25 protein-coding genes are annotated in these 26,399 nt (G+C 30.3%); 24 read left to right on the top strand and 1 reads right to left on the bottom strand.

The window, feature by feature from the left end; all coding sequences use genetic code 11:
* From QGM60_RS09560 to QGM60_RS09485, 16 genes are all read left to right on the top strand, one after another.
* Complete coding sequence (locus tag QGM60_RS09560; protein ID WP_281140024.1) at window positions 1–2,481, top strand: tyrosine-protein kinase family protein; 2,481 nt, start codon at window positions 1–3, stop codon at window positions 2,479–2,481.
* A gap of 12 nt (window positions 2,482–2,493) precedes the next feature.
* Entirely contained in the window at window positions 2,494–3,084 is a 591-nt protein-coding gene (locus QGM60_RS09555) for a sugar transferase (RefSeq protein ID WP_281140023.1), read from the top strand.
* On the top strand, window positions 3,081–4,376 hold the full coding sequence (locus tag QGM60_RS09550; protein ID WP_281140022.1) for a nucleotide sugar dehydrogenase: 1,296 nt from the start codon (window positions 3,081–3,083) through the stop codon (window positions 4,374–4,376). The genes QGM60_RS09555 and QGM60_RS09550 overlap by 4 nt, the downstream gene beginning before the upstream one ends.
* A 20-nt stretch (window positions 4,377–4,396) precedes the next feature.
* A complete protein-coding gene (locus QGM60_RS09545) occupies window positions 4,397–5,374 on the top strand; it encodes an SDR family oxidoreductase (RefSeq protein ID WP_281140021.1) in 978 nt (325 codons plus the stop codon).
* 78 nt (window positions 5,375–5,452) lie between these two features.
* Window positions 5,453–6,319 carry an ABC transporter permease gene (locus QGM60_RS09540; RefSeq protein WP_281140020.1) on the top strand — a complete coding sequence of 289 codons (867 nt, stop codon included), beginning with the start codon at window positions 5,453–5,455 and terminating at the stop codon, window positions 6,317–6,319.
* Between the two features lie 3 nt (window positions 6,320–6,322).
* Window positions 6,323–7,585: an ABC transporter ATP-binding protein gene (locus QGM60_RS09535; protein WP_281140019.1), complete on the top strand. Its 1,263-nt coding sequence runs from the start codon at window positions 6,323–6,325 to the stop codon at window positions 7,583–7,585.
* Window positions 7,554–8,102, top strand: coding sequence for a DapH/DapD/GlmU-related protein (locus tag QGM60_RS09530; RefSeq protein WP_281140018.1), 549 nt, complete (start codon window positions 7,554–7,556; stop codon window positions 8,100–8,102). Before QGM60_RS09535 ends, QGM60_RS09530 begins: the two co-directional genes overlap by 32 nt.
* Window positions 8,103–8,134: 32 nt before the next feature.
* Window positions 8,135–8,884: an FkbM family methyltransferase gene (locus QGM60_RS09525; RefSeq protein ID WP_281140017.1), complete on the top strand. Its 750-nt coding sequence runs from the start codon at window positions 8,135–8,137 to the stop codon at window positions 8,882–8,884.
* Window positions 8,847–9,908, top strand: coding sequence for a hypothetical protein (locus QGM60_RS09520; RefSeq protein WP_281140016.1), 1,062 nt, complete (start codon window positions 8,847–8,849; stop codon window positions 9,906–9,908). The genes QGM60_RS09525 and QGM60_RS09520 overlap by 38 nt, the downstream gene beginning before the upstream one ends.
* Before the next feature lie 56 nt (window positions 9,909–9,964).
* Window positions 9,965–10,894 carry a glycosyltransferase family 2 protein gene (locus tag QGM60_RS09515; protein WP_281140015.1) on the top strand — a complete coding sequence of 310 codons (930 nt, stop codon included), beginning with the start codon at window positions 9,965–9,967 and terminating at the stop codon, window positions 10,892–10,894.
* Between the two features lie 2 nt (window positions 10,895–10,896).
* Window positions 10,897–12,336, top strand: coding sequence for an MBOAT family O-acyltransferase (locus QGM60_RS09510; protein ID WP_281140014.1), 1,440 nt, complete (start codon window positions 10,897–10,899; stop codon window positions 12,334–12,336).
* A gap of 10 nt (window positions 12,337–12,346) precedes the next feature.
* Entirely contained in the window at window positions 12,347–13,273 is a 927-nt protein-coding gene (locus QGM60_RS09505) for a hypothetical protein (protein ID WP_281140013.1), read from the top strand.
* The gene (locus tag QGM60_RS09500; protein ID WP_281140012.1) at window positions 13,270–14,214 is read left to right on the top strand and encodes a glycosyltransferase family 2 protein; all 945 of its coding nucleotides are present in this window, start codon (window positions 13,270–13,272) and stop codon (window positions 14,212–14,214) included. The genes QGM60_RS09505 and QGM60_RS09500 overlap by 4 nt, the downstream gene beginning before the upstream one ends.
* Entirely contained in the window at window positions 14,211–15,098 is an 888-nt protein-coding gene (locus QGM60_RS09495; protein WP_281140011.1) for a sulfotransferase, read from the top strand. The genes QGM60_RS09500 and QGM60_RS09495 overlap by 4 nt, the downstream gene beginning before the upstream one ends.
* Before the next feature lie 55 nt (window positions 15,099–15,153).
* Entirely contained in the window at window positions 15,154–16,029 is an 876-nt protein-coding gene (locus tag QGM60_RS09490; protein ID WP_281140010.1) for a glycosyltransferase family 2 protein, read from the top strand.
* Between the two features lie 3 nt (window positions 16,030–16,032).
* Window positions 16,033–17,040, top strand: coding sequence for a glycosyltransferase family 2 protein (locus QGM60_RS09485; RefSeq protein WP_281140009.1), 1,008 nt, complete (start codon window positions 16,033–16,035; stop codon window positions 17,038–17,040).
* Here QGM60_RS09485 and QGM60_RS09480 read toward each other — a convergent pair.
* Window positions 17,037–17,801, bottom strand: a complete 765-nt coding sequence (locus QGM60_RS09480; RefSeq protein ID WP_281140008.1) for a class I SAM-dependent methyltransferase — start codon at window positions 17,799–17,801, stop codon at window positions 17,037–17,039. The two genes, QGM60_RS09485 and QGM60_RS09480, sit on opposite strands and share 4 nt — an antisense overlap.
* Window positions 17,802–17,998: 197 nt before the next feature.
* On the opposite strand from QGM60_RS09480, the gene QGM60_RS09475 reads away from it, so the two are divergent.
* The 8 genes from QGM60_RS09475 (at window position 17,999) to QGM60_RS09440 (ending at window position 26,398) form a co-directional block, all read left to right on the top strand.
* Window positions 17,999–18,916, top strand: a complete 918-nt coding sequence (locus QGM60_RS09475) for a hypothetical protein (protein ID WP_281140007.1) — start codon at window positions 17,999–18,001, stop codon at window positions 18,914–18,916.
* A complete protein-coding gene (locus QGM60_RS09470; protein WP_281140006.1) occupies window positions 18,894–20,285 on the top strand; it encodes an asparagine synthase-related protein in 1,392 nt (463 codons plus the stop codon). The genes QGM60_RS09475 and QGM60_RS09470 overlap by 23 nt, the downstream gene beginning before the upstream one ends.
* Window positions 20,282–21,340: a glycosyltransferase family 4 protein gene (locus QGM60_RS09465; protein WP_281140005.1), complete on the top strand. Its 1,059-nt coding sequence runs from the start codon at window positions 20,282–20,284 to the stop codon at window positions 21,338–21,340. The genes QGM60_RS09470 and QGM60_RS09465 overlap by 4 nt, the downstream gene beginning before the upstream one ends.
* A 4-nt stretch (window positions 21,341–21,344) precedes the next feature.
* Window positions 21,345–22,193, top strand: a complete 849-nt coding sequence (locus QGM60_RS09460) for a sulfotransferase domain-containing protein (protein WP_281140004.1) — start codon at window positions 21,345–21,347, stop codon at window positions 22,191–22,193.
* A gap of 6 nt (window positions 22,194–22,199) precedes the next feature.
* Window positions 22,200–23,387 (top strand): glycosyltransferase family 4 protein, encoded by a 1,188-nt coding sequence (locus tag QGM60_RS09455; protein ID WP_281140003.1) that lies wholly within the window; start codon window positions 22,200–22,202, stop codon window positions 23,385–23,387.
* Between the two features lie 67 nt (window positions 23,388–23,454).
* The gene (locus QGM60_RS09450; protein ID WP_281140002.1) at window positions 23,455–24,516 is read left to right on the top strand and encodes an exostosin family protein; all 1,062 of its coding nucleotides are present in this window, start codon (window positions 23,455–23,457) and stop codon (window positions 24,514–24,516) included.
* A gap of 147 nt (window positions 24,517–24,663) precedes the next feature.
* Complete coding sequence (locus tag QGM60_RS09445) at window positions 24,664–25,083, top strand: DapH/DapD/GlmU-related protein (RefSeq protein ID WP_281140001.1); 420 nt, start codon at window positions 24,664–24,666, stop codon at window positions 25,081–25,083.
* Window positions 25,076–26,398 (top strand): glycosyltransferase family A protein, encoded by a 1,323-nt coding sequence (locus QGM60_RS09440; RefSeq protein ID WP_281140000.1) that lies wholly within the window; start codon window positions 25,076–25,078, stop codon window positions 26,396–26,398. Before QGM60_RS09445 ends, QGM60_RS09440 begins: the two co-directional genes overlap by 8 nt.
* Window position 26,399: the final 1 nt, after the last annotated feature.

Raw genomic sequence — 26,399 nt, 5'->3', positions numbered from 1 at the left:
ATGGGGAATAGGGATTTTGAAGATTTAGATATACAAGATTCTCAACGTATAAATTTCGACTTTAAGGGTTATTTGTTTAAAGCGTTGAGTCTTTGGAAATTAGTCCTCTTTTCTGTTGGTTTAGCTTTACTTATAGCATACTTTATAAATGTAAGACAAGAAAATATCTATAGACTAGATTCTTTAATAACTGTAGATAATGATCAAAATCCATTCTTTACAGCAAATACTAGTATATCCTTCAATTGGGGTGGAGTTTCTGGAAAAGTAGGGAGTATATTAACAGAAATAAAAACAAGAACTCATAATGAGTTTGTGATAGACTCCCTTGAATACTATAAGCAATATCTCAAGCAAGGTAAGTACCATTTGATAGATGTTTATAAAAATACACCTTTCAATGTTCAGTTAGATAAGACTAAACCTCAAATATTAGGCAAGGCTTTAGGCATAAGAATTTTAGATAGTAATAAGTACGAACTTTATTATGAATTTGAAAATGTAAGGGCATTAGGTCAAATTTATGAGTCAAAAGAAACCGTAAATATTGTATTAACACCAGGTGTGTTCTCTAAGATATATGCTTCAGGGGAAACTGTAAATACTCCTTTTTTTAATGGTAAAATTAATATTGAGGCCAATGCTTCAATAAATAAAGAAGAGGCTTTCTTTGTTAAATTTTTAGATTTCGACAGGGTAGTAGAGCAATATAGAAATGCTATCCAAATAGGGCCATATTCTAGAGAATCTTCTTCAGTTTTAAAACTATCACTTATTGGAAAAAATAAGTTAAAAATCGTTGATTTTCTAAATACAACTTCAGCAATTCTCAGTAGAACAGAATTAGAAAGAAAAAACCTTTACGCTACAAATACCATTAAGTTTATTGATAGTAGCTTAGGAACCGTAAATGATAATTTGAAAAGTGTTACGGACGAAATGAATGACTTTAGAAAACTAAATAAAGTCTTTAATGTAGAGGAGGAAATAACGCAAATATCTGAGCAATTAAAAGGATATGACCAAGAAAAACTAGTTGAGGAATCAAAACTGAATTATTTAAATAGTTTAGAAAGCTATTTAAAAAATAAAACGGATTATACTAAAATAGCTGCTCCAACTTCTGTTGGGATTGAAGAAGCAAATATATTGTCTGGGGTAAGTAGGATAATTGCATTATCTGCTCAAAGACGTAATTTAGAATATTCAACTAAGGAAGGTTCTATTTTATTTGAAGATTTGGATCGTCAAATAGATACAGAAAAGGATGTCTTGTTGGAAGCAATAGATGTTACCAAAAATACTATAGGCATTCAGCTAAATACGATTAATAGAAAAATAGCTAATCTTGAAGCTAAACTTATAGATCTTCCTGAAGATCAGCAAGAATACCTTAAAATTCAGCGCAAACTTGATTTAAGTCGTGAGGCATACGATATTTATCAAGCCAAAAGAGGAGAAGCTGCAATTGTTAAGGCTGCTAATGTATCTGATATCACTGTTATTGATGAGGCAAAAGATATAGGTAACGCTCCAATCGGACCTAATAAGTCATTGAATTATATGATGGCTTTGATGATTGGCTTTTTCTCTCCAATGTTTCTGATTTTTGTGGTTTATCTTCTAGATAATACTATTCACGGTTCTGATGAAGTAGAAAAAATGTCTAGTATTCCAATTTTAGGATTGATAGGTAAATACAGGTATAAAAACAACTTAGTGGCTTATGAAAAGCCAAAATCTGCAGTTGCAGAGTCATTCAGAGCTATACGTTCTAGCTTACAATTTATCTTTAAAAATAAAAATCAAGATGAAGATAAAGCTAAGACTTTGATGATTACATCTTCAGTAAGTGGTGAGGGAAAAACGTTTACTTCAATTAATGTCGCAACTGTTTATGCTTTATCTGGAAAGAAGACAATTCTTTTAGGGCTAGATTTGAGAAAACCTAAGATTTTTGATGATTTTAATATCACTAACGAAAAAGGTGTTGTCAATTACCTAATTGAAGAAAGTAGTATTGAAGAGATTACGGTAAATACTCATGTGGAAAATTTAGATTTAATCACTTCGGGACCAATACCACCCAACCCATCCGAACTATTGATGGGAGATAAACTAAAAGAGTTAATAAATGAGCTTAAGTCTAATTATGACATTATCATATTAGATACACCTCCATTAGGCTTAGTAACAGATGCTTTGGAGTTGGTTCAGTATGCAGATGCAACATTGTTTATGGTGAGATTAGATTACACTAAAAAAGGTATGCTGCAATTGGTTAATACAAAGTACAAAACAGGAGAACTCAAAAACGTGAGTTTTGTATTGAATTTTTATAAACATAAAAATAATCACAACTATGGTTACGGCTATGGTTACGGCTATGGTTACGGTTATGGTGTGTATGGAAATGCTTATCATGAAAAGGATAACGTTTCTATATTAGAGAAAATCAAAATCTTCTTTAGAAGGTTTTAATACTTCCTTATTTTGATTACAAAAACACAGTTAAGACAAAAGCGGATATTTGACTTAGTTTTGGTCTTATTGCTTTTGCCATTTCTGCTTGTGCCTATTATTATTTTAGTTCTCATTTCTACTATAGATACAGGAATGTATGGTATCTTTTCTCAATTACGTGTTGGACAACATGGCAAACTTTTCAAAATTTATAAAATTAGAACACTTAAGGAAGGGATTCATCAATTGGGGCATCTAGAAAAAAGCGCCACAACTTTTGGAAAATATCTAAGAAAAACCAAATTAGATGAATTACCTCAATTGTTTAATGTTTTAATTGGAGATATGAGCTTTGTTGGGCCACGCCCAGATTTACAGGGTTTTGCAGATAAGTTAGAAGGTGAAGATAGAACTGTCTTGATAGTAAAACCAGGTATTACAGGTGAAGCAACTTTAAAATATAAAGATGAAGAACGTGTATTAGAACGACAAAAAGATCCAGAACATTACAACAGAACGATTATTTGGGTAGATAAAGTGAAAATCAATAAAAACTACGTAATGAATTATAGTTTTTATTTAGATTTGAAACTCATTCTAAAATCTATTTTTAACAGATGACACATTCTGAAGATAAAATTGCAATCATAGGCTTAGGTTATGTTGGTTTACCATTGGCTGTAGAATTTGCAAAACAATTTTTTGTTGTTGGTTTTGATATTAATAAACAAAGAATCAGTGAGTTAAATTCTGGTGTAGATAAAACATTAGAAGTTGATAACGATAATCTCAAATCTGTTTTAACTTCAGATCTAAGTGCCAATCAAGGTTTATTTATAACAGATGATTTAGAAGCCTTAGCAGTAGCTAATTATTATATCATTACTGTACCAACACCTACAGACGAGTTAAAGCGTCCTGTATTTACACCACTTATAAAAGCAAGTGAAACCGTAGGTAAGGTTTTAAAGAATGATGATATTGTTGTTTACGAATCTACAGTATATCCTGGAGCAACAGAAGATATATGTATTCCGGTTTTAGAAAAAGTATCAGGTCTTAAGTTTAATAAAGATTTTTATGCAGGATATTCTCCAGAACGAATTAATCCTGGAGACAAAAAGCATACGGTAACTAAGATATTAAAAGTAACCTCTGGTTCAACCCCTGAGATTGCTGAAAGAGTAGATCAACTTTATAAAAAGGTAATCACTGCAGGAACGCATCTAGCTCCTTCAATAAAAGTTGCTGAAGCGGCCAAGGTTATTGAAAACTCTCAGCGTGATATTAATATTGCTTTTGTTAATGAGTTGTCAAAAATCTTCAGGCTTTTAGATATAGATACCAAAGCAGTTTTAGAAGCCGCTGGTACAAAATGGAACTTCTTGAAGTTTTCGCCTGGATTAGTAGGTGGACACTGCATAGGTGTTGATCCTTATTATTTAGCACAGAAAGCTATCGAAACAGGATATAATCCTGAAATTATTTTAGCGGGTAGGAAAATGAATGACAGTATGGGAAGCTATGTAGCAACTGAAACTGTCAAAATGATGATTAAAAAAGGAGCTACCATTAAGGGGTCTAACGCATTAGTTTTAGGTATCACTTTTAAAGAAAACTGTCCAGATATTAGAAACTCTAGAGTTATTGATATTATAGAAGAACTACAATCCTATCATGTTAATGTTGATGTTTACGATCCTTGGGCTTCATCTGAAGAAGTGAAACATGAATACAGTTTAGATTTAAAATCCTCTATGGATGATTTACAATCTAATTATGATGCTATTATTTTAGCAGTGTCTCATAATGAATTTTTAGAATTATCTATTGATAATATTAAATCTGATAACTGTGTAGTATTTGATGTTAAATCGTTATTACCAATCAATTCAGTAGATGCTCGTCTATAAATCTTAAACACAACCTTATCATGTACTCCAATCAATATCATAATCAAGATTTAACGCAATTAAGTTTTTTAGTAACAGGTGGTGCTGGCTTTATAGGCTCTAATATTTTAGAGTATTTATTAAAGTATGGTGCCAAAAAAGTTAGAGTACTAGATAATTTTTCTAATGGTTATCGCGAAAATTTAACTGAGTTTATGGATAATCCTTCTTTTGAATTATTGGAAGGAGATATTAGAGATTTGGAAACCTGCAAAGAAGCAATGGATGGTATAGATTATGTGACGCATCAGGCAGCATTGGGTTCTGTGCCTCGTTCTATTAATGATCCTGCAACTTCAAATGAGGTAAATATTTCAGGATTTTTAAATATGCTAATTGCTTTAAAGGAAAGTAAGACTGTAAAGCGTATGATGTATGCTGCATCAAGTTCAACGTATGGAGATAGTAAATCCTTACCAAAGGTAGAAGATACTATAGGGAAACCTTTATCGCCTTATGCGGTAACAAAGTATGTGAACGAATTGTATGCAGATGTTTTTGGAAAAACTTATGGTACAGATGTTATAGGATTACGCTATTTTAATGTTTTTGGACCAAAGCAAAGCCCAAATGGCGCTTATGCTGCGGTAATTCCACTATTTATGCAAGCGTTGAAAGACAATAAGCCATCTAAAATAAATGGTGATGGAGAGCAAACTAGAGATTTTACTTTTGTAGATAATGCAGTACAAGCTAACATTAGAGGATTCTTTGCGCCAAAAGAAGCAGCAAATGAAGTGTTTAATGTTGCGTGTGGCGAACGTATTTCAGTAAATTACCTTTGGGATTCACTTAAAATTGCAGCGGGTTCTGAGTTGAATGCAGTCTATGGGCCAACAAGGCAAGGAGATGTAAGAGACTCATTGGCAGATATTTCTAAAGCAGAAAAGCTATTAGGTTACAAACCTCAATATACGGTTAGAGAAGGTTTAAAAATTACTTGGGATTACTTTAATTAGTACAGCAAATACTCCCGTCTTTATTATAAAAATTCTGAATAAATAGTATATTAGCAAGACTAATTAAAACACGCTAAATTGTTAACTAATAAGGAAGATGAATGGCTTTATACCATCTCTGCAAAGAGAAAACTCATCGACTTCAATTTTAAAGAAATTTGGCGTTATAGAGATTTATTGTTTCTGTTTGTAAAACGCGATATTGTAACGCTTTACAAGCAAACTATTTTAGGACCGCTTTGGTATCTCATTCAGCCTTTATTTACTTCTGTAATTTTCACTTTAATATTTAATAATTTAGGTCAAATAAAAACAGGGAGTGTACCACCTTTTTTATTCAACCTAGCAGGTATTACCGCTTGGAATTATTTTAGAGACTGTCTTAATAATACGTCGAGCACCTTTACAAAAAACCAGAATATCTTTGGTAAGGTTTATTTTCCAAGAGTAATATTACCAATGTCTATTACGATTTCCAATCTTTTAAAGTTTGGTATTCAGTTGCTGATTTTTGTAGGATTTTTTATATACTATTATGCAACAGGTTACAAATTAAGTATAAACTCTAATATTGTATTATTTCCAGTTTATGTGGTTATTATGGCAATGTTAGGTCTTGGTTTAGGTATGATTTTTTCATCCCTTACCACTAAATATCGAGACTTAACGGTGTTATTAACTTTTGCAGTACAACTACTCATGTATGTGTCTGCCGTGCCATACCCAATGTCTGAAGCTAAATCAAAATTTCCGCCATTGGTAGCGAATATTGTAGAGTATAATCCTTTAACTCAAATTATGGAAGGATTTAGATATATGCTACTTGATATTGGTGAATTTAACCTAGTTAGATTTTTATATACATTAGGTATAAGCTTGTTTATATTTTTAATTGGATTAGTTATTTTTAATCGTACCGAAAAATCCTTTATTGATACCGTGTAGAAAATGTCTGAAGTAATCCTAAAAGTAGAACATATAAGTAAGCAATACAGGTTAGGTCTCGTAGGTACAGGAACACTTAGTCATGATCTAAAACGTTGGTTTTATAAACTTAGGGGAAAAGAAGATCCTTATCTAAAAATTGGTGACACCAACGACAGAAGTAAAGCCGCTGAGAGTGATTACGTTTGGGCAATTAAGGATATTAATTTTGAAGTTAAACGAGGGGAGGTTCTTGGTATCATAGGGAAAAACGGTGCAGGTAAATCTACTTTACTTAAAATATTGTCTAGAGTTACTAGTCCAACTACAGGTCAGATAAAAACCAAAGGTCGTATCGCTTCTTTGTTAGAAGTAGGTACAGGCTTTCATCCAGAGCTTACAGGAAAAGAAAATATTTATCTCAATGGTGCCATTTTGGGAATGACCAAAACCGAAATAAAAGCTAAAGAACAAGAGATTATAGAATTTTCAGGATGTCAACGTTATATAGATACTCCAGTGAAAAGATACAGTTCCGGTATGCGTGTGCGTTTAGCCTTTGCAGTAGCAGCATTTTTAGAACCTGATATTTTAGTGGTAGATGAGGTCTTAGCAGTTGGTGATGCAGAGTTTCAGAAAAAGGCCATTGGTAAAATGCAAGATATTTCTAAAGGAGATGGCAGAACGGTGTTGTTTGTTAGTCATAATATGGCTGCTGTTGAGAATTTATGTACAAGAGCTATTTTGCTTGAAAACGGAAAAGTAAAATTTGAAGGAGGTACAAAAGATTGTATTCAGATTTACTTGAAAGGAAAAAAAATAACATCTAGCGATTTTGATTCTAAGTTTATCAAGAAAGTTAGAATGCTGAACAAAAATAATGAAGTGTCTAATCAATTTGTTATGGGTGAGGATTTTACATTAGAAATAACAAGTTCAGGTATTAAAAATACAACTGGATTACATTTAGGTTTTTTTATTAAAGACACTTACGAGCAAAAACTTACTGCCTTTAGTACAGCAATGAAAAGTGTGGTTGTTGAGCAGAATAAAGGTCTAGATGAAGAAGTTTTTCTGTTTAAAATAAGAAAGCCTAATTTAATTGAAGGGGATTATATAATTGATATTTCTGTGTCTTTCAAAAAAGGTGGTAGGCTAGATTTTATAGATTCTGCAATTTCTTTTAATGTTATAGCAAGTGATATCTATGGAAATGGAGTATTATTAAACAGTCACTTTGGAAAAATTTATTTAGATGTTGAAACGACTCTTAAAATTAATAGCTAAGTTTAGAGCTACTGAATATAAGGTAAAAGGTGACCCCAATAGAATTATCATTGGTAACAATACCTCAATTGATCCATCGGTTATATTAAATAATTCCAAAGGCGGTACTATTGAGATTGGAGATAATTGTCACATTTTTGAAAATGTTATAATTGCGACTTATGGTGGAAATATTAAAATTGGAAGTCAAACTAGTATTAATCCATTTTGTGTGTTATATGGACACGGAAATCTAACCATTGGGGATGATGTTCGAATTGCAACTCAGAGTGTATTTGTTCCGGCAAATCATAATTATGATGAACTAGATATTCCTATTAGAAAACAAGGCTTAACTAAAAAAGGAATAACAATAGAAAATAATGTTTGGATTGGTGCAGGAGTTAAGGTTTTGGATGGAGTATATATTGAGGAAAATGTTATAGTAGCGGCAGGTTCGGTTGTTAATAAGAAAATTCAAAGAGGACTAATTGTTGGAGGAGTACCAGCTAAATTGATTAGAAATAGGAATAAGTAATGGGGCTGTTAAAGAAAATTATAAAAAGATTAGTGAAAAATCAGCCAAAAGATGATTTTAAGTTAAGCGGCGATTTTTATTATAAAGATTTTGAAGGACTAAAGATATATTCACACAATAGAGCATGTATTGAAAGAGCTTTTACTCAAATTTTTAATCGACATGTGTATAATTTTAATTCAAAAACAGAAGAACCTTTTATAATAGATGCAGGTGCTAACATAGGAATGGCAGTATTGTATTGGAAAAAAAGATATCCAAAAGCAAAGATTATAGCTTTTGAGCCCTCAAGAGAGGCTTATAAATCACTGGTTAAAAATGTAGAAGCAAATAATTTGAAAGATGTCATATGTATAGATAAAGCATTGTCAAATACAAATGGAACACAAAAATTTACTACTAATGAGGTTATTTCAGGTTCTTTAATTTTAGAAAAAGACTTGGCAAATAATTATGATGTAGAGACCACAACCCTCAGTGAATATCTTAAAGATGAAGTTGATTTTCTTAAAATTGATATTGAAGGTGCAGAGAAATTAATCTATGATGATGTAAAAACTAATTTACATAAATTAAACCATGTTTTTTTAGAGTATCATTCATTTATAAACGAAAATCAATATCTATCTAAATTTTTAGATTTATTTGAAAAGAATAATTTTAGATATTTTATTGAAGGTGAATATAATAAGACAAATCACTTTGTAGAACCAAAAGTATCTCTTAATCAAGATATGCAATTAAATGTTTGGGCAAAGAAAGCATCAATCGATGATGAGTAATGGACTAAAAATTGATATTCCTATTAGTAAGAGCCATCATGTAAAGGGAAATCTACAATCATTAAAAAAGATACTGTCTATTGATTCTGGGAAACTTTCTGTTGTTAATGGTGTAGATATTTTTAAAACTAATAGATCTGTAGAGTCGTTACCTAAAAACTTTAAATCTGTTGTTTGCACCACTTATTTTAGTTCTAAAAAAGATCCACAGCGAGAATTAAAAATAGATTCTAATGACATAAGTTATATAGCTCCATGGTATAACAGTATGCTAAAACTAAAGCTAGAAGGAATAGTTTTTTATGACCATTTATCAAGTGATTTTATTGAGAAGTATAAGACAGATCATATCTCTTTTGTAAAATGCCAGTTAGGAAATTATAGCCTTAATGATGAGCGTTTTATAATATACTACATGTTTTTTTTAAAGCATAAAGCAGAACAAATTCTTCTAACTGATGGTAATGATGTTGTTATAAATAAACCAGATTTATTTAACTTTTTTACTACAAAAATCAACTCTACCCTATTCATTGGTAGAGGGAAAGAGAACAGAATTTATCAGTCTAAATGGAATATGATGCTTGTAGATAAATTTGAAAAAGGTCTAGAAACAAAACTACCAAATAACTTTTTTAATATGGCAGTTTATAATGCCGGAATAGTTGGTGGTAGCCAAGTTACTATGTTGTATTTTTTAAGGCAGATATCTTCTATTCTTTTAAAAATAGATAATGATAACAATAATAATATGACAGCTATGCATTATGTTGTTTATCATTTCTTTTATCCCAAATGCCGTAAAGGCTTGCTAGGTGTTTTAAATAAAACTATTGATAGAGATATAAAAATAAGATTAGCTAGAAAATTAAAGAAATGGAATTTATCATTTCTTGTAGATGATGGCATAAAATATCATGAAGATAAGGCTGCAATTTCAAATCATATATTTTCTGGATACCCTTTGAACAGTAGGTTCAATCATTTTGAAACAAACAGCAACGCATATATTATACACAAATAGCGAATAAAATTTTTTCAAACATAGTTTATGGCTATACTTAAAATTATTTTATATAGATGAAGGCATTGGTTTCAATAATAATTCCAACTTATAATAGGGCTCATATTATTGGTGAAACTCTAGATTCTATAATAAAACAAACATACAGTAATTGGGAGTGTATTGTAGTAGATGATGGTTCGTCTGATAACACAAAATCTTTGCTAGAAACTTATAGTTCTAAAGATAATCGGATTCAGTACTATACCAGACCCAAAAATCATTTGTCAGGTGGTAATGGATCTAGAAATTTTGGGTTAAAGCTTAGTAGAGGCGAGTATATTCATTGGTTTGATAGTGATGATATAATGAAACCAAATAAATTAGAGTTGTGTATACGAGCTATTGAAGAAAACAAGAAAGATTTAGTGATATGCAATTTTAGTATACTAAATAATGAAACAAAAACAATCAACTTAGAGTTTGATAATTTATTAAAGTTTCTCATCACTGATGGCACAATTAATACACCAATGTGTTTCTTTAGAAAAGAAGTTGTAGAGGGATATACTTTTAATGAAACTTTAGTACGTAGTCAAGAATTTGAATTTTTTACAAGGCTTTTTGGCTCTAAACAGTTTAGCTTTTGTGTAATAAAAGAACCGTTGTCCGAAATACGATCTCATGAAGATTCTATAACAGGACGTTTTGAAAAAGGTGATAAAGACACTATAGCCTCAATGCTCTTTGCTAAGTTTAGTGCTGTAAAATACGCCAAAGATCTTGGTGTAGAAACAAAGAATATTGTAAATGTAAACTTTGAAAAAGCACTTTGGAAATCATTAATTTTTAGACACGAAAAATTATATTGGAAATATCTAAAGCTATACACAAGAGAAAGTACTGATATAAGATTGGTAAAAAGAATGAGGCTAAATATATTTGCTTATTTGTTTTTTAAATTTAATAGAGGAGGGCAATTTATAAGAAAGTATTTTATCCACTAAAGATGCTATTCAATTCAATAGATTTTGTAATTTTTATCCCAATAGTATTTCTAATTTATTGGTTATTAAACTCTCATCTAAGGGCTCAAAACCTGTTTGTAGCCATTAGTAGTTATGTGTTTTATGGATGGTGGGATTATAGGTTTTTGTTTCTAATTTTCTTTAGCACTGTTGTAGACTTTTATATTGCAAAGAATATGCAAAAATATAGGGATCCAAAAGTTAGAAAACTTCTCTTAGTATGCAGCCTTTTTACAAATTTAGGATTATTAGGTGTCTTTAAATATTATAACTTTTTTGTTGAAAATTTTAATCAGGCGTTTACTTTTTTAGGATACCATGTTAATGGTAGTAGTTTAAATATTGTTTTGCCAGTAGGAATTAGTTTTTACACGTTTCAGACCCTCAGCTATACCATTGATGTTTATAGAAGTAAGTTACAGCCAACACCTAATTTTGTTTCTTTTGCGGCATTTGTTAGTTTTTTTCCTCAGTTAGTTGCAGGACCCATAGAGCGCGCAACAAACTTATTGCCGCAATTTTATAAATCTCGAAAATTTGAGTATACCAATGCTGTTGATGGGTTGAGACAAATTTTATGGGGATTATTTAAGAAAATGGTAATAGCCGATAATTGCGCTTTGTACGCAGATATGATTTTTAATAATTCCGAAAGTTATTCTGGGAGTACCTTAGCTTTGGGTGCTGTCTTTTTTGCTTTTCAAATTTACGGAGACTTTTCCGGATATTCTGATATAGCTATAGGAACTTCAAGGTTATTTGGTTTTAACTTAATGCAAAATTTTGCTTTTCCATACTTTTCTAGAGATGTTGCAGAGTTTTGGAGACGTTGGCATATTTCGCTTTCTACATGGTTTAGAGATTATTTATACATACCCTTGGGAGGATCTAGATATCATAAGGTTAGAAATGTGTTTGTTATATTTTTGGTCAGTGGTTTTTGGCATGGAGCTAACTGGACATTTATTATTTGGGGAGCAATAAATGCACTGTATTTTATACCACTGCTCTTAGCAAAGCGAAACAGAGTTAATACAAGTATTGTTGCAGAAAATAAAAGATTACCAAGTCCAAAAGAGCTCTTTAATATTATAACTACCTTTAGTCTTGTAACAATTGCTTGGGTGTTTTTTAGGGCAGAGTCTATATCTCATGCACTAATTTTTATAAAGGATATGTTTAGTTTAGATTTATTGAGTTTACCAGTCTATAGTATTAGAAAATTAATATATCCAATAGTTGTGTTACTTGCTTTTTTTGTAGTAGTAGAGTGGTTTGGAAGAAAAGATAAATATGCAATAGAGAATCTCTTGAAAAATAAATTTACACCAATACGTTGGGCATTTTATACATTAATCATTTTTTTAATAGGAATGTATATGCAAACAGAAGAGACTCCATTTATTTATTTTCAATTTTAGTTGTTTTATAATGAGTATTCAAATAATTAGTTTAATTAAGAGGATTTTAATCTTTTCTGTTTTTCTAATTATAGGATATACATTATTATTGTTTTTGTTTGGTAATGTATTAAAACCTAAACATGTGCCAAACTTAGTGTACAAAGTAGGTCATAATTATTTAAGATTACAGGAAGTAAAACAAACGTCTAACGTTGATTTGTTGTTTTTAGGGTCTTCACATGCCTATAGAGGTTTTGATACAAGAATTTTTAGTGCGTCAAACTATAAAGTTTTTAATTTAGGTTCTAGTTCTCAAACACCTATTCAAACATTAATTCTAATAGATAGGTATTTAAAAAAATTAAATCCTAAGCTTGTTGTATTTGAAGTTAATCCAATGGTCTTTACTTCAGATGGTGTAGAATCTGGACTAGATTTAATTGTGAGTGATAACAACGATAGACATTCATTAAAAATGGTATTTAATCAAAAAAACATAAAGTTATATAACACCTATTTGTATACACTGGTAAATAGTATTTTTAACGATACAGCATATGTAAAGAATAAAGCTTATAAAAAAGGAGGATATGTTGCCAAGTTAAAACCAGCATACTTTAATGGAGAGGTACAAGATAAAACTTTAATTACTTTTAATGAAAATCAAATTAAAAGCTTTGAAACTATATTAAGAAGATTAAATAAAAATAGCATAAATTATATATTGGTACAAGCCCCTGTGACATCTCTAAAATATAATTCATACTCAAATATCAAAGGGTTTAATAGTTTAATGGCTTCTTATGGCGATTATTATAATTACAATGAAGTTTTAAATCTTAACGACACCATAGATTTCTATGACAGTCATCATCTTAACCAAACAGGTGTTAATGTTTTTAATAAAGCTTTTATTAACTTTTTAGATAACAACTTTCAAGATTTAAAAGAATGACTCCGTTAGTATCCATAATTATCCCAACATTAAATCGCGCATATTTAATAAACGATACGTTAGATTCTGTCTTAGCGCAAACGTATACAAATTGGGAATGCATTGTAGTCGATGACGGAAGTACAGATGATACAGAAATTTTAATACAAGAGTTTATTAATAAAGATAATAGGTTTCGGTATTTTAATAGACCAAAACACCACCTGTCAGGAGGTAATGGTGCGCGAAATTATGGTTTTACAGTAAGTAAAGGAGATTATATACAATGGTTTGATAGCGATGATATTATGAAACCTGAATTTCTTGAAAAAAAACTACAACCCTTTATTACTAATAACTCTGTAGATATTGTGTTTTCTGCTTTCGAAAATCTAAATAAACACGGAAAACGAACCAGACTAGCCAACCAAAAATTTAGTGGTAACATACTTAACGATCTTGTAGATGGTATTGTATCCTTTGGTCCATTATCTTTTCTTATAAAGAGAGAGTTGCTAGTAGGTTATAGTTATGATGAAACATTGACCAAAAACCAAGATCTCGATTTTTTCTTTAGGTTTTTTACCTCACAACCTAGTTTACGTGTAGAGCATGTGAGTGATATACTTTATACAGTAAAATCTCATAAGGGTTCAATGACCTATAGTACAAGTAAAGACATTTCTAAAATGGCTTCCACCTATAGGGTTTATCTTATGGTGTTGAATTACTTTAAAGAACACAAACATACTAAAGGTGTTTTAAAATATAGATACCATTGCTTAAATACCTTAAAGGTTATGTTGAAAAATGGCTTTTATAATGATGTTTTAAAACGGCTAATGCCCTTTGAATATATTAGTTTGAATGAAAAAATTTATCTGGTAGGCTGCGTGTTTTCGCAATTATTCATAAAAAGAGGATCTAATCAATTTATTAAATTAAAGAGTTTGAAGGAATGAGAAAAAGTATTTTGGTTACAGGCTCTCATCGCTCAGGATCAACTTGGACCGGAAAAGTTATATCTAAAGCACCAAAGGTTAGATATGTACAAGAACCTTTTAATATTGCAATTAAACGCTACAAACCTCCTTTTAAATACTGGTTTCAATATATTACCAGTGATGTAAAAGATCAACAAGATGTAAAGAATTATATAGATTCTTTTTTAAGAATTTTTCATATTTCAAGTCTTACGAGGTTCTTTAAAGTAAGAACAGTAAAAGGGATATATGGACATTTTTTAGATTTAAAGAGAAGAGCAACAGATAGAACAATTATAAAAGATCCAATAGCAATTATGTCTGTAGAGTGGCTATATAATAATTACAACTTAGATATTGTAATAATTATGAGGCATCCTGCAGCATTTGTGGCAAGTTTGAAAGTAAAGAAATGGGAATTTGATTTTAATAATTATTTAAATCAACCAATGTTAATGAATTCTTACTTAAAAGACTATGAAGATGAAATTAATGATTTTTCCAGAAATCAAAAAGATATTATAGACCAAGGTATTTTACTATGGAAGACAATCTATGGAACGGTATCATATTATCAAAAAAAATATAAAGATGATTGGTGTTTTGTAAAACATGAAGACTTGTCTATAAATCCAAATGAAGAGTTTAAAAATATCTTTTCAAAAATTAATTTAACTTTCAGTGATAACGTAAAGAGTTATATTTTTGAAACAACTAATAGTGGAGTAAAATCTGATTTAAAAAGGAACTCAAAAGAAAATGTAAAGACTTGGAAAAATAGATTAACAGAAGAAGAAATCGAAAGAGTAAAGATAGGAACGAAGACAGTATGGGACAATTTTTATACAGAAAATGATTGGTAAGTTCTCTGTTCTAGCTTTTCTAATAAGAATTTTAGACTTCAATGCTTTATTATAAATGAATATTCAGAACCTCCAATTAGTATCCATAATATTACCTAATTACAATCATGCAGATTATTTAGCCTCTCGTTTAGAAAGTATTTATAACCAGAGTTATCAAAATTTTGAAGTTATTCTCTTAGATGATTGCTCAACAGACTCAAGTCTGTCTATCTTAAGTTTGTATAAAGATCATTCAAAAACGTCACATTTTATAGTAAATAAAATAAATAGCGGAAGCCCATTTAAACAATGGCAAAGAGGATTGAGCTTGGCAAAAGGACAATTCATCTGGATTGCGGAGAGTGATGATTATTGCGATCTTAATTTTTTAGAATCTCAACTTCAACACATACAGCAAAGAAGCTTAGATGTTGTGGTTGCTGAAACCAAAGTTGTAAATAAAGATTCAATCACAGGACGTACAGAGCACCCAATATTTAAGCAAAAAGATGAATTAAAAATAACATTAGATTACTTTCTGTATTGCCCAATTTTAAATGTAAGTTCTATCATTTTTAAAAAATCCTTAATTAAGGATGCTTTTAGATATACAAATTATAGATTAATAGGAGATAGAGTCTTTTATTTTGAAGCCTTTCATAAAAAAAAAATAGCTTTAAATACATTAACACAATCGTACTTTAGAAAAGAAGGGGAAAGCGTATCTACATTAAATTCCAAAGGGTTAAATTATTTAATTAATTACTACAAAGAGCATCAGCGATTTGCAGAGGAGGCTTACAAAGCCAATAAAATAGATAGCAAATTGTATAGGTCTTATGTGCAGCGTTTTTTTAATAGAGTAAACAATAGATTGAGTAAAGCGGAAAAACTAAATTTGAAATATCTTTTGATGCGCCTTAAGTATTACAAGGACATAAAAAAATAATACATGAAAGCAGCAATAGTTATGACCGTAAAAAACGAAGCACGCTTGCTAAAGCAAAATGTGTGCTATCACTTGGGTATTGGAGCTACTAAAGTGTTTGTTTATTTTGATAATACTACAGATAATGGTCCTCAAGTAATAAAAGATATAAAAGGTGTAGAAATTAGTAACTCTGTAAAAGCAGAAACCTACAGCAATATCCCAGCTTTAGAAAAATTTTGGAGTAATGCAGAGGAACATCATACTGCAAGGCAATGTTTAAATACGTTTGATGCATTACAAAAATGTAAAGAAGAGCGTATAGACTGGCTAATTTCTATAGATGCTGATGAATTATTTTTAACTTCAAAAGATGGAGCTGTATCTATTGAAGATTTCTTTAGTATAGCAGAAATTCAGAATGCAACTATAGTTAATTTAAAACCTTTAGAAGTTATATCTAGAAAGGTAGCCTATAATAATGTAATGCTAGAGGAAACATTATTTAAAACACAGAAGAACTTTGCTTCTAAATTAGACCAGATTTATAATAAATTATACGACCCTTATAAAAAAGAAAACAGGATTGTATCTTATTGGTTGGGACACACTATGGGTAAATCTGCAATTAAGGTGAATAGTGCTGTGATTCCATATAATGTACATCGTTATACATCTAGTTATAATGAAGAACTAATAGTTGTTAACTCAGGTTATGTATTGCATTATCACATCTATGATTATGAGGATTTTATTAAGAAATTTAAAAATTTTAAGAACCATCCAGATCATTTTCTAAGTGGTAATAAAATAGAGGATCTTAAAAGTTTATTGATAACACTTGTTAATGATAAAAATAATTCTGAGGCGTTTTTAAAAACCTATTTTAAAGAGAATTTACTATATCATCAGAACAAGTTGAAAAAGCTATATGAAACAAGATTGTTCAATATTTTAAAGCGAAAAGAAAGTGCTGTCGTAGAAATTGATTATCCCAACAAAATTCTAACTCATCTAAAGAATAAACTTTAGAACAATTGTTTAAGTGACTCAAAGTCAATAAGATTTAAGTGTTCTTTTCTGTTTTTTTCTAAGGTTTTATATTCGTAAAAAGTATTAACGGTTGTTATACTTTTTCCTAAAGGATGATGTTTAGAAATAATACCAACTCCCCAATCACTATCTATACAGCAAGAATGTACAGAAGAGTTACCTCTCCATTTTAAAAAAGCCTTCCAGGTTGTGCCATTCCAGTAATCACCAGCAGGTGTGTTTTTGTATTGAAAATTTTCTCTTGCATGCCATTCAGTAGGAGGGTTGCAGTCGTGCAAAACTATAAAGCCGTCATCTTTAATATACTTTAGTGCATTTTCAATATCTCTATCTACTTGTTCTGCTAAGTGCAGTCCATCAATAAAAATAATATCAAATCTTATTTTATTAGTGAGGATTTCATCTTTGATAAGTTTGTCAAAAAACATATCACTTGTCATTTTAAAATCCACAGGATTTTTTTTGAATTCAATACCAGGATCAACACTATACTTTATGTTAGCAATAATGTGATTATAGTTATGTTCTGGGTTTCTTACACCAATTTCTAAATACGTAGTATCTCCCTTTTTTAAGGATAAAAGGTAGTTTATGATTGTAGTACGAGAAGGCTTTTTTAAGATTTCTTTTTTACTTTCTTGTTGTGTTTTGAGATATTCAAGATTATTGAGGTAAGCTTTCCCTTTCCTATAATATCTTACAACTCTTCTGTTGTAAAAGAAACGTTTAATTTTTGTCATTTTATTTTTAGTAACCTATTGAAAATAAATCTGTATTGGCAATGTACATTATATTTTGGTTTTTCAATGGTTAGATATGGTATAAAAATTATATGATAAAAAGCTCTAATCATAAAAATGTAAAATAGTCTATCTTTACGCATAAAACGTATTGTAATTATTGTTGGCTTAAACGCTTCAACATTTTTAACTTCACTATGATTCACTACTTATATAGTTATCATTTAAATAAAAAACGAGATAAAAGGAGAACTAAATTTGGTAGATGGATTAATTGGCAACTTTACAAATATTTAAAAATCAGCTTGGTTAAGTATTATAAAAATCTTCCTCTAAAGTCGCTTAAAATCGATACAGAAAGTACTGTAATAGTTAGCTTAACCACAATACCTAATAGGATTGAGTATGTCTATTTACCAATAAAAAGCCTTCTTAACCAAACAGTGCCTCCAAAGAAAATTGTTTTGTGGCTTGGTGAAGAATTTTTCACTTCTAAAATAGAAGATTTGCCTAAAAATTTACGAGAGCTTATACCATTTGGTCTAGAAATTGAATTTTGCAAAGATCTTAAAGCACATACGAAATATTATTACACTTTTCAGAATTATAAAGAGAATTTGGTGTTAACGATAGATGATGATATTCTATACCCCAAAAATTTAATAGAAGTCTTACTTAATAAGTATAATGAGTTTCCAAAAAGTGTTGTAGCTAATAGAGTCAGAAAAATAGTTGTCGATGAAAATGGTGTAAAGCCCTATAGAGATTGGAAAATTAATGTACCAAAGTCTTCTAGAGAACCATCTCATCTTTTACTAGCAACAGGAGTTAGTGGTGTTTTATATAAACCTAGCCTTTTTTCAGAATCTACTTATGATACCGAGGGCATGGAAAAAACTAATTGTATAGGTGATGATATTTGGTTAAAAGCAGCACAAATAGATAGTGATCTAAAAGTAGTTAAGACAGACCAATTTGCTAGGGCTTTTATTGAAATAGAGGAAGCTCAAGAGCAAAGTTTGTATAAAGCCAATGTTTTTGAAAATGAAAATGATAGACAAGTAAAAGAAGTCTTTAAATATTTTAATATTGATGAAGAAATCTTTAGAAATTAGGATACCTATCATTCCCAAAAGTCAAACCTTTGCTAAGGTCAAAGGAGAACATGTTTTAAATTATGAAGCCATATGCGTGTTTACAGCTATTGGTTTTTTTCTAGATGAGGATACATATTATAAAGATGAAGTTTGTTTAAAGCCAGGTACAATTAATACTATTGATGAATCTGGTTATTTGGTGAAAAGTGAACCTTGGTTTAATTGGCATTACTCACCAAGAGATATTAGTTTCGAGGATGCTCTTAACGAGTTTTCTGAACTTTTTGAATCTATTATAGACCAACAAGTAGGAGACAAGAAAGTTATATTGCCATTATCAGGAGGATTAGACTCTAGAACACAAGCGGTAGCTTTAAATCATTTGGACAAGAATGTTGAAGCTTACAGTTATTCATTTGAGAATGGGTATAATGAAGCTAAAATATCCAAGCAAATTGCTGATGCTTGCAAATTTAAGTTTGAAGCATTTAAAATAACCAAAGGATATCTATGGGATAGTATAGAAGAATTGTCTAAAATAAACGGTTGTTATGCTGAGTTTACTCATGCTAGACAAATGGCTGTAATCGATTCATTAAAATCTAAAGGAGACGTGTTTTCTCTCGGTCATTGGGGAGATGTGTTATTCGATTCTACAGCAAAGACACAGTTATTTATCGAGGATGAGGTAAATTTAATTTTGAAGAAAATAATTAAACCTGGTGGATTACAATTGGCAAAAGCACTTTGGGAGTCTTGGAGTCTAGAAGGTGATTTTGAGTTGTATTTAAGAGATAGAGTTAAAAGTTTGCTGTCACAAATAAATATCGAAAATTCAAGTGCAAAGATTAGGGCATTCAAATCTATGTATTGGGCACCAAGGTGGACGACAGCTAATTTATCTGTTTTTGAAAGTGTACATCCCATCAAACTGCCATATTATGATAATGAGATGTGTAAGTTTATATGTACTATTCCAGAAGATTATTTGGCAGATAGAAAACTTCAAATAGCTTATATAAAAAAGAGGAATAAAAAACTTTCGAAAATTGTCTGGCAAGAACAAAAACCCTTTAACCTAAACAACTTTAACTTTAATAAGTCACCTTATAATTTACCATATAGAATTAGTAATAAATTACATAGAACACTTAAAAGTATTGTTGGTGAAAATTATGTTCAACGTAATTGGGAATTACAGTTTTTGGGTAAAGAAAATGCTAAAAATCTAGAGGAGTATATCTTTAATAAAGATTTCTATGAATTAGTTTCAAAACAAATTATTGAAAATATTTATGATAGTTTTAAAGAGGTTGATAATGTCAAATTTTCACATCCTTTAAGTATGTTATTAACCTTATCTTTATGGCAAAAGAATAATAGTTGAGTTTGAAACCAATTAGAATATTATATACTATTCCTAATTTTAAAACGGCCGGAAGTCAAAATGTTTTACTTTCAATATTGCGAGGGTTAGATTCAGAAAAATTTGAGGCCTTTATAGCTGTAGAAAAATTTCCTGAACTCATACCTGATGATATACCCATTTCAAATCAAATACATATTCAATACACAGGTAAGCTAAAAAAAGATGTTAGCCAGTTCTTGCAAATTTTAAAAACACATGCTATAGATATTTGCCATTCTTGGGATTATAAATCTACCTCTGTTGAAGTGTTAACTTGTAGATTGAGTGGAGTAAAATATTTATATACTAAGAAGAATAATGCTTGGTCTAAGCGATGGTTACTAAAAAGTATATTAGCCAATTACATCGCTTATGATAATCCTGAGATGAAATCTCGTTTTTTCCACGCTTTTTATTTAAGATCAAAAATTACGTTCATTCCTCATGGTGTTGATTTGAATAAGTTTAGTGTCAAAGAAAACCAGACAAGTGATGTTTTTAACCTCTGCTGTATTGGAAATATTGTCGCAAACAAAAACCAAAAGCAAATCATTGAAGCTTTGCTAAACTTGCCTAATGATGTTCATTTAAATTTATACGGAAAAGAAGACGAAGCCTATAAAGATCAACTTGTTCATTTTATAGAGGAAAATCATCTCCAAAAACGTGTATCATTCAAAGGTTTTGTAAAAAATGATGATATACCACAGGTGCTTTCTCAACAACATATTTTTGTCTTATCCTCAATTCAAGAAGGATTGCCAGTGAGTATTCTTGAAGCTCTGGCTTGTGGAGTTCCTGTTTTGAGTTCAAATTCAGGTGGAGGCGCTAAATATATTTTAAAAGACGAAAAAGGAGGCTTTATATTTAATTCAACAAATGAGCTAGTAGAAAAAATTGAAATACTATCAAACAATAAAGAATTGTACAGTAAATTAAAACAAGAAGCTGTAGAAAATGTGAAGTCTCGTTTTTCATTAATAAAAGAGATTAATGCATACAAAAATTTATATTTGAAACTTATCGGAAAATAGAATTTTGAAATCATATAATAAACATATTATCATCGCAGGTTCTGCTCGAAGTGGTACTAGTTGGTTGGCCGAAATTATAGCTTTACAATTTCGCTACAGACTTTTGTTTGAGCCAGAGCATGAGTATCAAACCCAAGAAGGTCATCTCATTTGTGACAAATTTATTACTGAAGGAATTTTACAAAAAGAACAAGAAGAATATTTCAAAAAGATTTTTAAAAACAAAATAGATAGCGATTGGATTGCACAGATAAGCAACAGAAAATTGAAGATGCATTTATGGCCTGTTGTTCCTAAAAAGTATGTGATAAAATTTGTACGTTGTAATTTAAGTGCTCATTTTATGAGTTCGTATTTTGAAATCCCATTGTTGTTTATAACTAGAAATCCTTATGATGTCATACTATCTCAAAATAGAGTAAAATTTAATTGGCTATATAACCTCAATCATTTCAAGCGTCAAAAACCAATTACAGAGGTTTTAGAATCTAAATATAACTTTAGCTGGGATGAAGCTGATGATTATTCTGAAATCGAAACCTTATCGCTAAGATGGTGTATAGAAAATAAAGTAGTTTTTGATTTACATGAGGAGGATAATTCTAATTTGAAAATTGTAAAGTATGAGGATTTGAAGTCAGATATTAATTTGTTTTATTATTTGTGCAAAGCCTATGACTTAAAACCACTATCGAATTTAGAAGAACTCTACAGTAGACCTTCCTCTAAAACGCATCCAGAAAGTAATATAAAATCGGGTTCTGAAAATGTCCAAAATGTAGATGCATATAGCTTTGAAAGCATTAAAAAAATATTAGATAGGTTTAATGTGGATAATTATCAGATACCTTAATTCCAAATGAGAATAGGACTTGTTATACCATCTACACCAGGTTATTCAGAAACCTTTTTTAATAGTAAAATTAAAGGGCTATTAAACAATGGGTTTGAAGTTTTAATTTTTACACAGACAATAGAACCAACTTTTAATCTGTGTAAAGCCTATAAACATCCAAAAGTTAAAGGAAACAAGCTTTTGGTTTTGTTGAGTACGGTTAAAGTCTTTTTAAGATTAGTATTTCATTTAAAAAAGGTAATTAAATATTATAAATTATTGAAAAACTCGGGTTTATCTTTTAAAGAAATTTTAAAGCGTGTTTACTTAAATAGTCATATTTTAAGCAACAATGTAGATTGGTTACATTTCGGTTTCACAACACAAGCTATAGGAAGTGAATATGTGGCAAAAGCGATTGGCGCAAAAATGGCTGTAAGTTTTAGAGGGTTTGATATTAATGTTTATCCTTTAAAACATGAGAATTGTTATTTAGATGTTTGGAAAAATGTGGATAAAATCCATTCTATCTCCCAATATTTAGTTGATGAAGCTTATACTTTGGGATTACAAAAATCGGTCCCAGTTTCTATTATCACACCTGCTGTCAATGAGAAAAATATAAATGAATCTAAAGGCAGTCAATATTTCATAGATTTCAAATCACTTACAATATGCACTGTGGCAAGATTAAATTGGATAAAGGATTTAACAACAGCTATAGAAACTATAAAGATTTTAAAAGAAACTTATGAGCATATTAATTACCATATTATAGGAGATGGAGATCTTAAGGAAAGAGAACGTTATCTATTTATGGTAAACCAACTTGGTCTAGAGAAAAATGTTATTTTCCATTGGAAGTTAAATCATAATGACACACTAGAACTTGTTAGTAGGTCAGATATTTATTTGCAGACCAGTTTAAATGAAGGGTTCTGTAATGCCGTTTTAGAAGCTCAGGCTTTAGGGAGGTTATGTGTTGCTTCAAATGTTGGTGGCCTTAAGGAAAATATAGTTGATGGAGAAACTGGATGGTTAGTTAAGCCACAACAGCCAGAATTATTTGCAAAAAAAATTGTTGATGTTATTCAACTCTCTGATAAGGAGAAAATAGCTGTTTCTCAAAATGCGATAAGTCGAGTTCAAGAGAATTTTCTATTGAGTGACCAAAATATAAAATTTGTTGAGTTTTATAAAGCTAAAGAATAAGAACTGAATAGACTGGATACTACTAATTAATGATTAGTTTTACGCAAAAGCATAGCATTATTTCCTTATGAAATTGTTTTTTCCTAAAAATTATTATGATAGTAATTATAGAAGGCATTTGTTTGCTTTGCTCAAGCCTTTTATAAAGGAAGAAGGGTTTAATGATAAAGATCGAATCTCAAATTATGGTATTTCAGAGAAGGATGTTGATTTTACAAGTAAACTTGAAGAAGCAGATTTTGTGATATTAACAATGTCTTGGATGTATTACAAAATGACTGATCAACTTGATAAGGCTATAACGTTTATTCAAAAAGCAAATCAATTGGGAAAAAAGGTCATTATATCATTACCAAGTGATTTTGGTATAAATATTCAGGAAGATTTGGATGTTATTGTGATTAGAGAGCAAGGTTATAGGTCTAAGTTAGATGAGTGTCATTACTGTGTGCCAGTATTTGTTGAAGATCCGTTAAAAAAGTACTATAATAAATCAACAATTTTCAAAAGGCAATTTAGTTCTCAGCCAACTGTAGGTTTTTGTGGACAAACAGATGATAGTATAACTGAAGCACTAAAAGAGCTGGCTAAAATCATGGCTAGAAATCTGCTCTATTATTTAGGTTTGCGATACCAAACACCTCATCAGTTTATTACAACCAAATATTTAAGGTCAAGGATGTTGAGTTTATTTCAAAATAGCTCTAGCATAAAACCTAACTTTATATTGAGAAAACAGCACAGAGCTGGTGTTGAGAGATTAAAAAATAGAGACACACATAAAACAACCTTAGAGTTTTTTGATAATATAAAGAATTCAGATTATGTTTTGTGTGTTAGAGGTGTAGGCAATTTTTCAGTAAGATTTTATGAAACTTTAGCAATGGGAAGAATACCAATTTTTGTAAATACAGATTGTATTTTACCGCACGATACTTTTTTGAATTGGAAAGATCATGTAGTTTGGGTAGAGTATAAAGATAGGCATCGAATAGTAGAAAAAGTGATGGATTTCCATAGTAAACTAGATGATAAAAAGTTGAATGACTTATTTGAGGCAAACAGAAAACTATGGGAAGATAAATTAAAGTTAAAGACTTACTTTCAAAATTTATTTCAAAATCTATAATGTTGTAGTTTTGAAAACAAAGTAGACTGAATATTGAAACAGTTAAAATATTTCATAGCAGATGTCAAGAGGGCAATCGGTAGAAAAAAGCTTCGGATTTTCACTGTCTTTTTTACACGATCATTTTGGGGGCTTTTTAATTATCGTTTGGAACGTTGTGGTTATGATTTATTCGGTGGTTTGTACCCTGTGATAAGAATACTCTATCTTCCTTTTTCTTTTGTATTTCAAATAATATCTAATATAGACATACATTATAAAGCTGATATTAGAGGAGGGGTGTTGATTCATCATCCTGCATTAGGAATTGTAGTTAATGGCGTCTGTATAATTGGGTCTAACATAACGTTGACAGGAGGAAATGTGTTAGGAATAAATAAATCATGTGAAAAAGGCGATTTTACAATTGGTAATGATTGTAATCTTGGAGCTAATGCAACCATAATAGGTCCTTTAAAATTAGGAGATAAAATTAAAGTTGGTGCAAATGCATGTGTTGTAAATTCGTATACAGATTCAGAACTCGTACTTGTTGGAGTTCCTGCAAAACCTTTAGAAAATGTTTAATTTTCTAAAGTACATACAGCCCACACATTACTTTGCATTGCCATCAAAAACAGCATATATTTTTCCTATATATGAGAAGTTGCCAGTTGAAATGAAAAATCAGTTACAACCTGATGAAAACTTCACTTCGGAAAACGCAAAGTTATACGATTTGTCCTGGCAAGCTATACAGTTGGGTTACATAGGTAAAACTGAAACCTACAGTAGCTTTATTAGTATTTCTGTAAAGGATAATTATTATTTTTTAAGGAAGTATTTCAGTGCATTTTGGAGTATTTATGTTTTGATGATTAGAATATTGAGTTTTAAAAACCCAATAAAGGAGTTTAAAGGATTTTATAAAAGTAAACACATAAAACGTTCTCAATATCTCAAGAAACCTATAGCTTATGATAATTGGGATACTTTTAAGTCTTCTTTAATTGAGAAAAATCCCAAGTTAAGTGTTATAATCCCAACGCTAAATAGATACAAGTATTTACATGATGTTTTAAAGGATTTAGAGCAGCAGGATTACTCTAATTTCGAAGTTATAATCATAGACCAATCAGAGCCTTTTAATGCATCATTTTACGAGTCTTATAATTTAGATATTACAGTTGAATATCAACAAGAAAAAGCACTTTGGTTAGCACGAAATAGGGCTATTAAATTAAGTAAAGGGGAATTGATATTGTTGTTTGATGATGACAGTAGAGTAGAGTCAAATTGGATTTCAAATCATTTGAAATGTATCGATTTTTTTAATGCAGATATATCGTCAGGAGTATCTTTGTCAGTTCTTGGTGATAAAATTCCTGATAATTATTCGTTTTTTAGATGCTCAGATCAATTAGATACAGGCAATGTTCTTATAAAAAAGGAAGTTTTTAAGGACATAGGACTCTTTGATAGGCAATTTGAAAAACAGCGAATGGGTGATGGTGAATTTGGTTTAAGAGCTCATAAAAAAGGTTTTATTAATGTTTCTAATCCATACGCTAAAAGAGTACACTTAAAAGTTGGTTCAGGTGGTTTAAGAGATATGGGAAGTTGGGACGCCTTTAGACCAAAAAATGTTTTTGCGCCAAGGCCAATTCCTAGTGTTTTGTACTTGTATCGCAAATACTATGGTAATCATAGAGCAAGGCTAGAGTTGATAAGAACTGTACCTTCATCTGTAATGCCTTATAAATTTAAAGGAAATAAAGCGCTTAAGATTGTAGGTGTATTTTTTTCAATCTTAATTTTTCCACTTATCTTATTTCAGGTGTTGAAATCTTGGAGGCTAGCTTCTGTTAAGCTTAAAGAAGGTTCAAAAATAGAGCAGTTGTAGT

Source organism: Winogradskyella sp. SYSU M77433 (assembly GCF_029911945.1).
Classification (GTDB): domain Bacteria; phylum Bacteroidota; class Bacteroidia; order Flavobacteriales; family Flavobacteriaceae; genus Winogradskyella.
This window is presented reverse-complemented; position numbering and strand designations above follow the sequence as displayed.

What these genes read in the sequence shown, in the direction of transcription:
- QGM60_RS09485 (WP_281140009.1), top strand. Translation starts at nt 16,033, where the DNA reads ATGAAAGCAGCAATAGTTATGACCGTAAAAAACGAAGCACGCTTGCTA.
- QGM60_RS09520 (WP_281140016.1), top strand. Translation starts at nt 8,847, where the DNA reads ATGTTTGGGCAAAGAAAGCATCAATCGATGATGAGTAATGGACTAAAA.
- QGM60_RS09490 (WP_281140010.1), top strand. Translation starts at nt 15,154, where the DNA reads ATGAATATTCAGAACCTCCAATTAGTATCCATAATATTACCTAATTAC.
- QGM60_RS09530 (WP_281140018.1), top strand. Translation starts at nt 7,554, where the DNA reads ATGTTGAAACGACTCTTAAAATTAATAGCTAAGTTTAGAGCTACTGAA.
- QGM60_RS09535 (WP_281140019.1), top strand. Translation starts at nt 6,323, where the DNA reads ATGTCTGAAGTAATCCTAAAAGTAGAACATATAAGTAAGCAATACAGG.
- QGM60_RS09505 (WP_281140013.1), top strand. Translation starts at nt 12,347, where the DNA reads ATGAGTATTCAAATAATTAGTTTAATTAAGAGGATTTTAATCTTTTCT.
- QGM60_RS09475 (WP_281140007.1), top strand. Translation starts at nt 17,999, where the DNA reads ATGATTCACTACTTATATAGTTATCATTTAAATAAAAAACGAGATAAA.
- QGM60_RS09480 (WP_281140008.1), bottom strand. Translation starts at nt 17,801, where the DNA reads ATGACAAAAATTAAACGTTTCTTTTACAACAGAAGAGTTGTAAGATAT.
- QGM60_RS09500 (WP_281140012.1), top strand. Translation starts at nt 13,270, where the DNA reads ATGACTCCGTTAGTATCCATAATTATCCCAACATTAAATCGCGCATAT.
- QGM60_RS09450 (WP_281140002.1), top strand. Translation starts at nt 23,455, where the DNA reads ATGAAATTGTTTTTTCCTAAAAATTATTATGATAGTAATTATAGAAGG.
- QGM60_RS09470 (WP_281140006.1), top strand. Translation starts at nt 18,894, where the DNA reads ATGAAGAAATCTTTAGAAATTAGGATACCTATCATTCCCAAAAGTCAA.
- QGM60_RS09560 (WP_281140024.1), top strand. Translation starts at nt 1, where the DNA reads ATGGGGAATAGGGATTTTGAAGATTTAGATATACAAGATTCTCAACGT.
- QGM60_RS09515 (WP_281140015.1), top strand. Translation starts at nt 9,965, where the DNA reads ATGAAGGCATTGGTTTCAATAATAATTCCAACTTATAATAGGGCTCAT.
- QGM60_RS09440 (WP_281140000.1), top strand. Translation starts at nt 25,076, where the DNA reads ATGTTTAATTTTCTAAAGTACATACAGCCCACACATTACTTTGCATTG.
- QGM60_RS09495 (WP_281140011.1), top strand. Translation starts at nt 14,211, where the DNA reads ATGAGAAAAAGTATTTTGGTTACAGGCTCTCATCGCTCAGGATCAACT.
- QGM60_RS09455 (WP_281140003.1), top strand. Translation starts at nt 22,200, where the DNA reads ATGAGAATAGGACTTGTTATACCATCTACACCAGGTTATTCAGAAACC.
- QGM60_RS09550 (WP_281140022.1), top strand. Translation starts at nt 3,081, where the DNA reads ATGACACATTCTGAAGATAAAATTGCAATCATAGGCTTAGGTTATGTT.
- QGM60_RS09545 (WP_281140021.1), top strand. Translation starts at nt 4,397, where the DNA reads ATGTACTCCAATCAATATCATAATCAAGATTTAACGCAATTAAGTTTT.
- QGM60_RS09510 (WP_281140014.1), top strand. Translation starts at nt 10,897, where the DNA reads ATGCTATTCAATTCAATAGATTTTGTAATTTTTATCCCAATAGTATTT.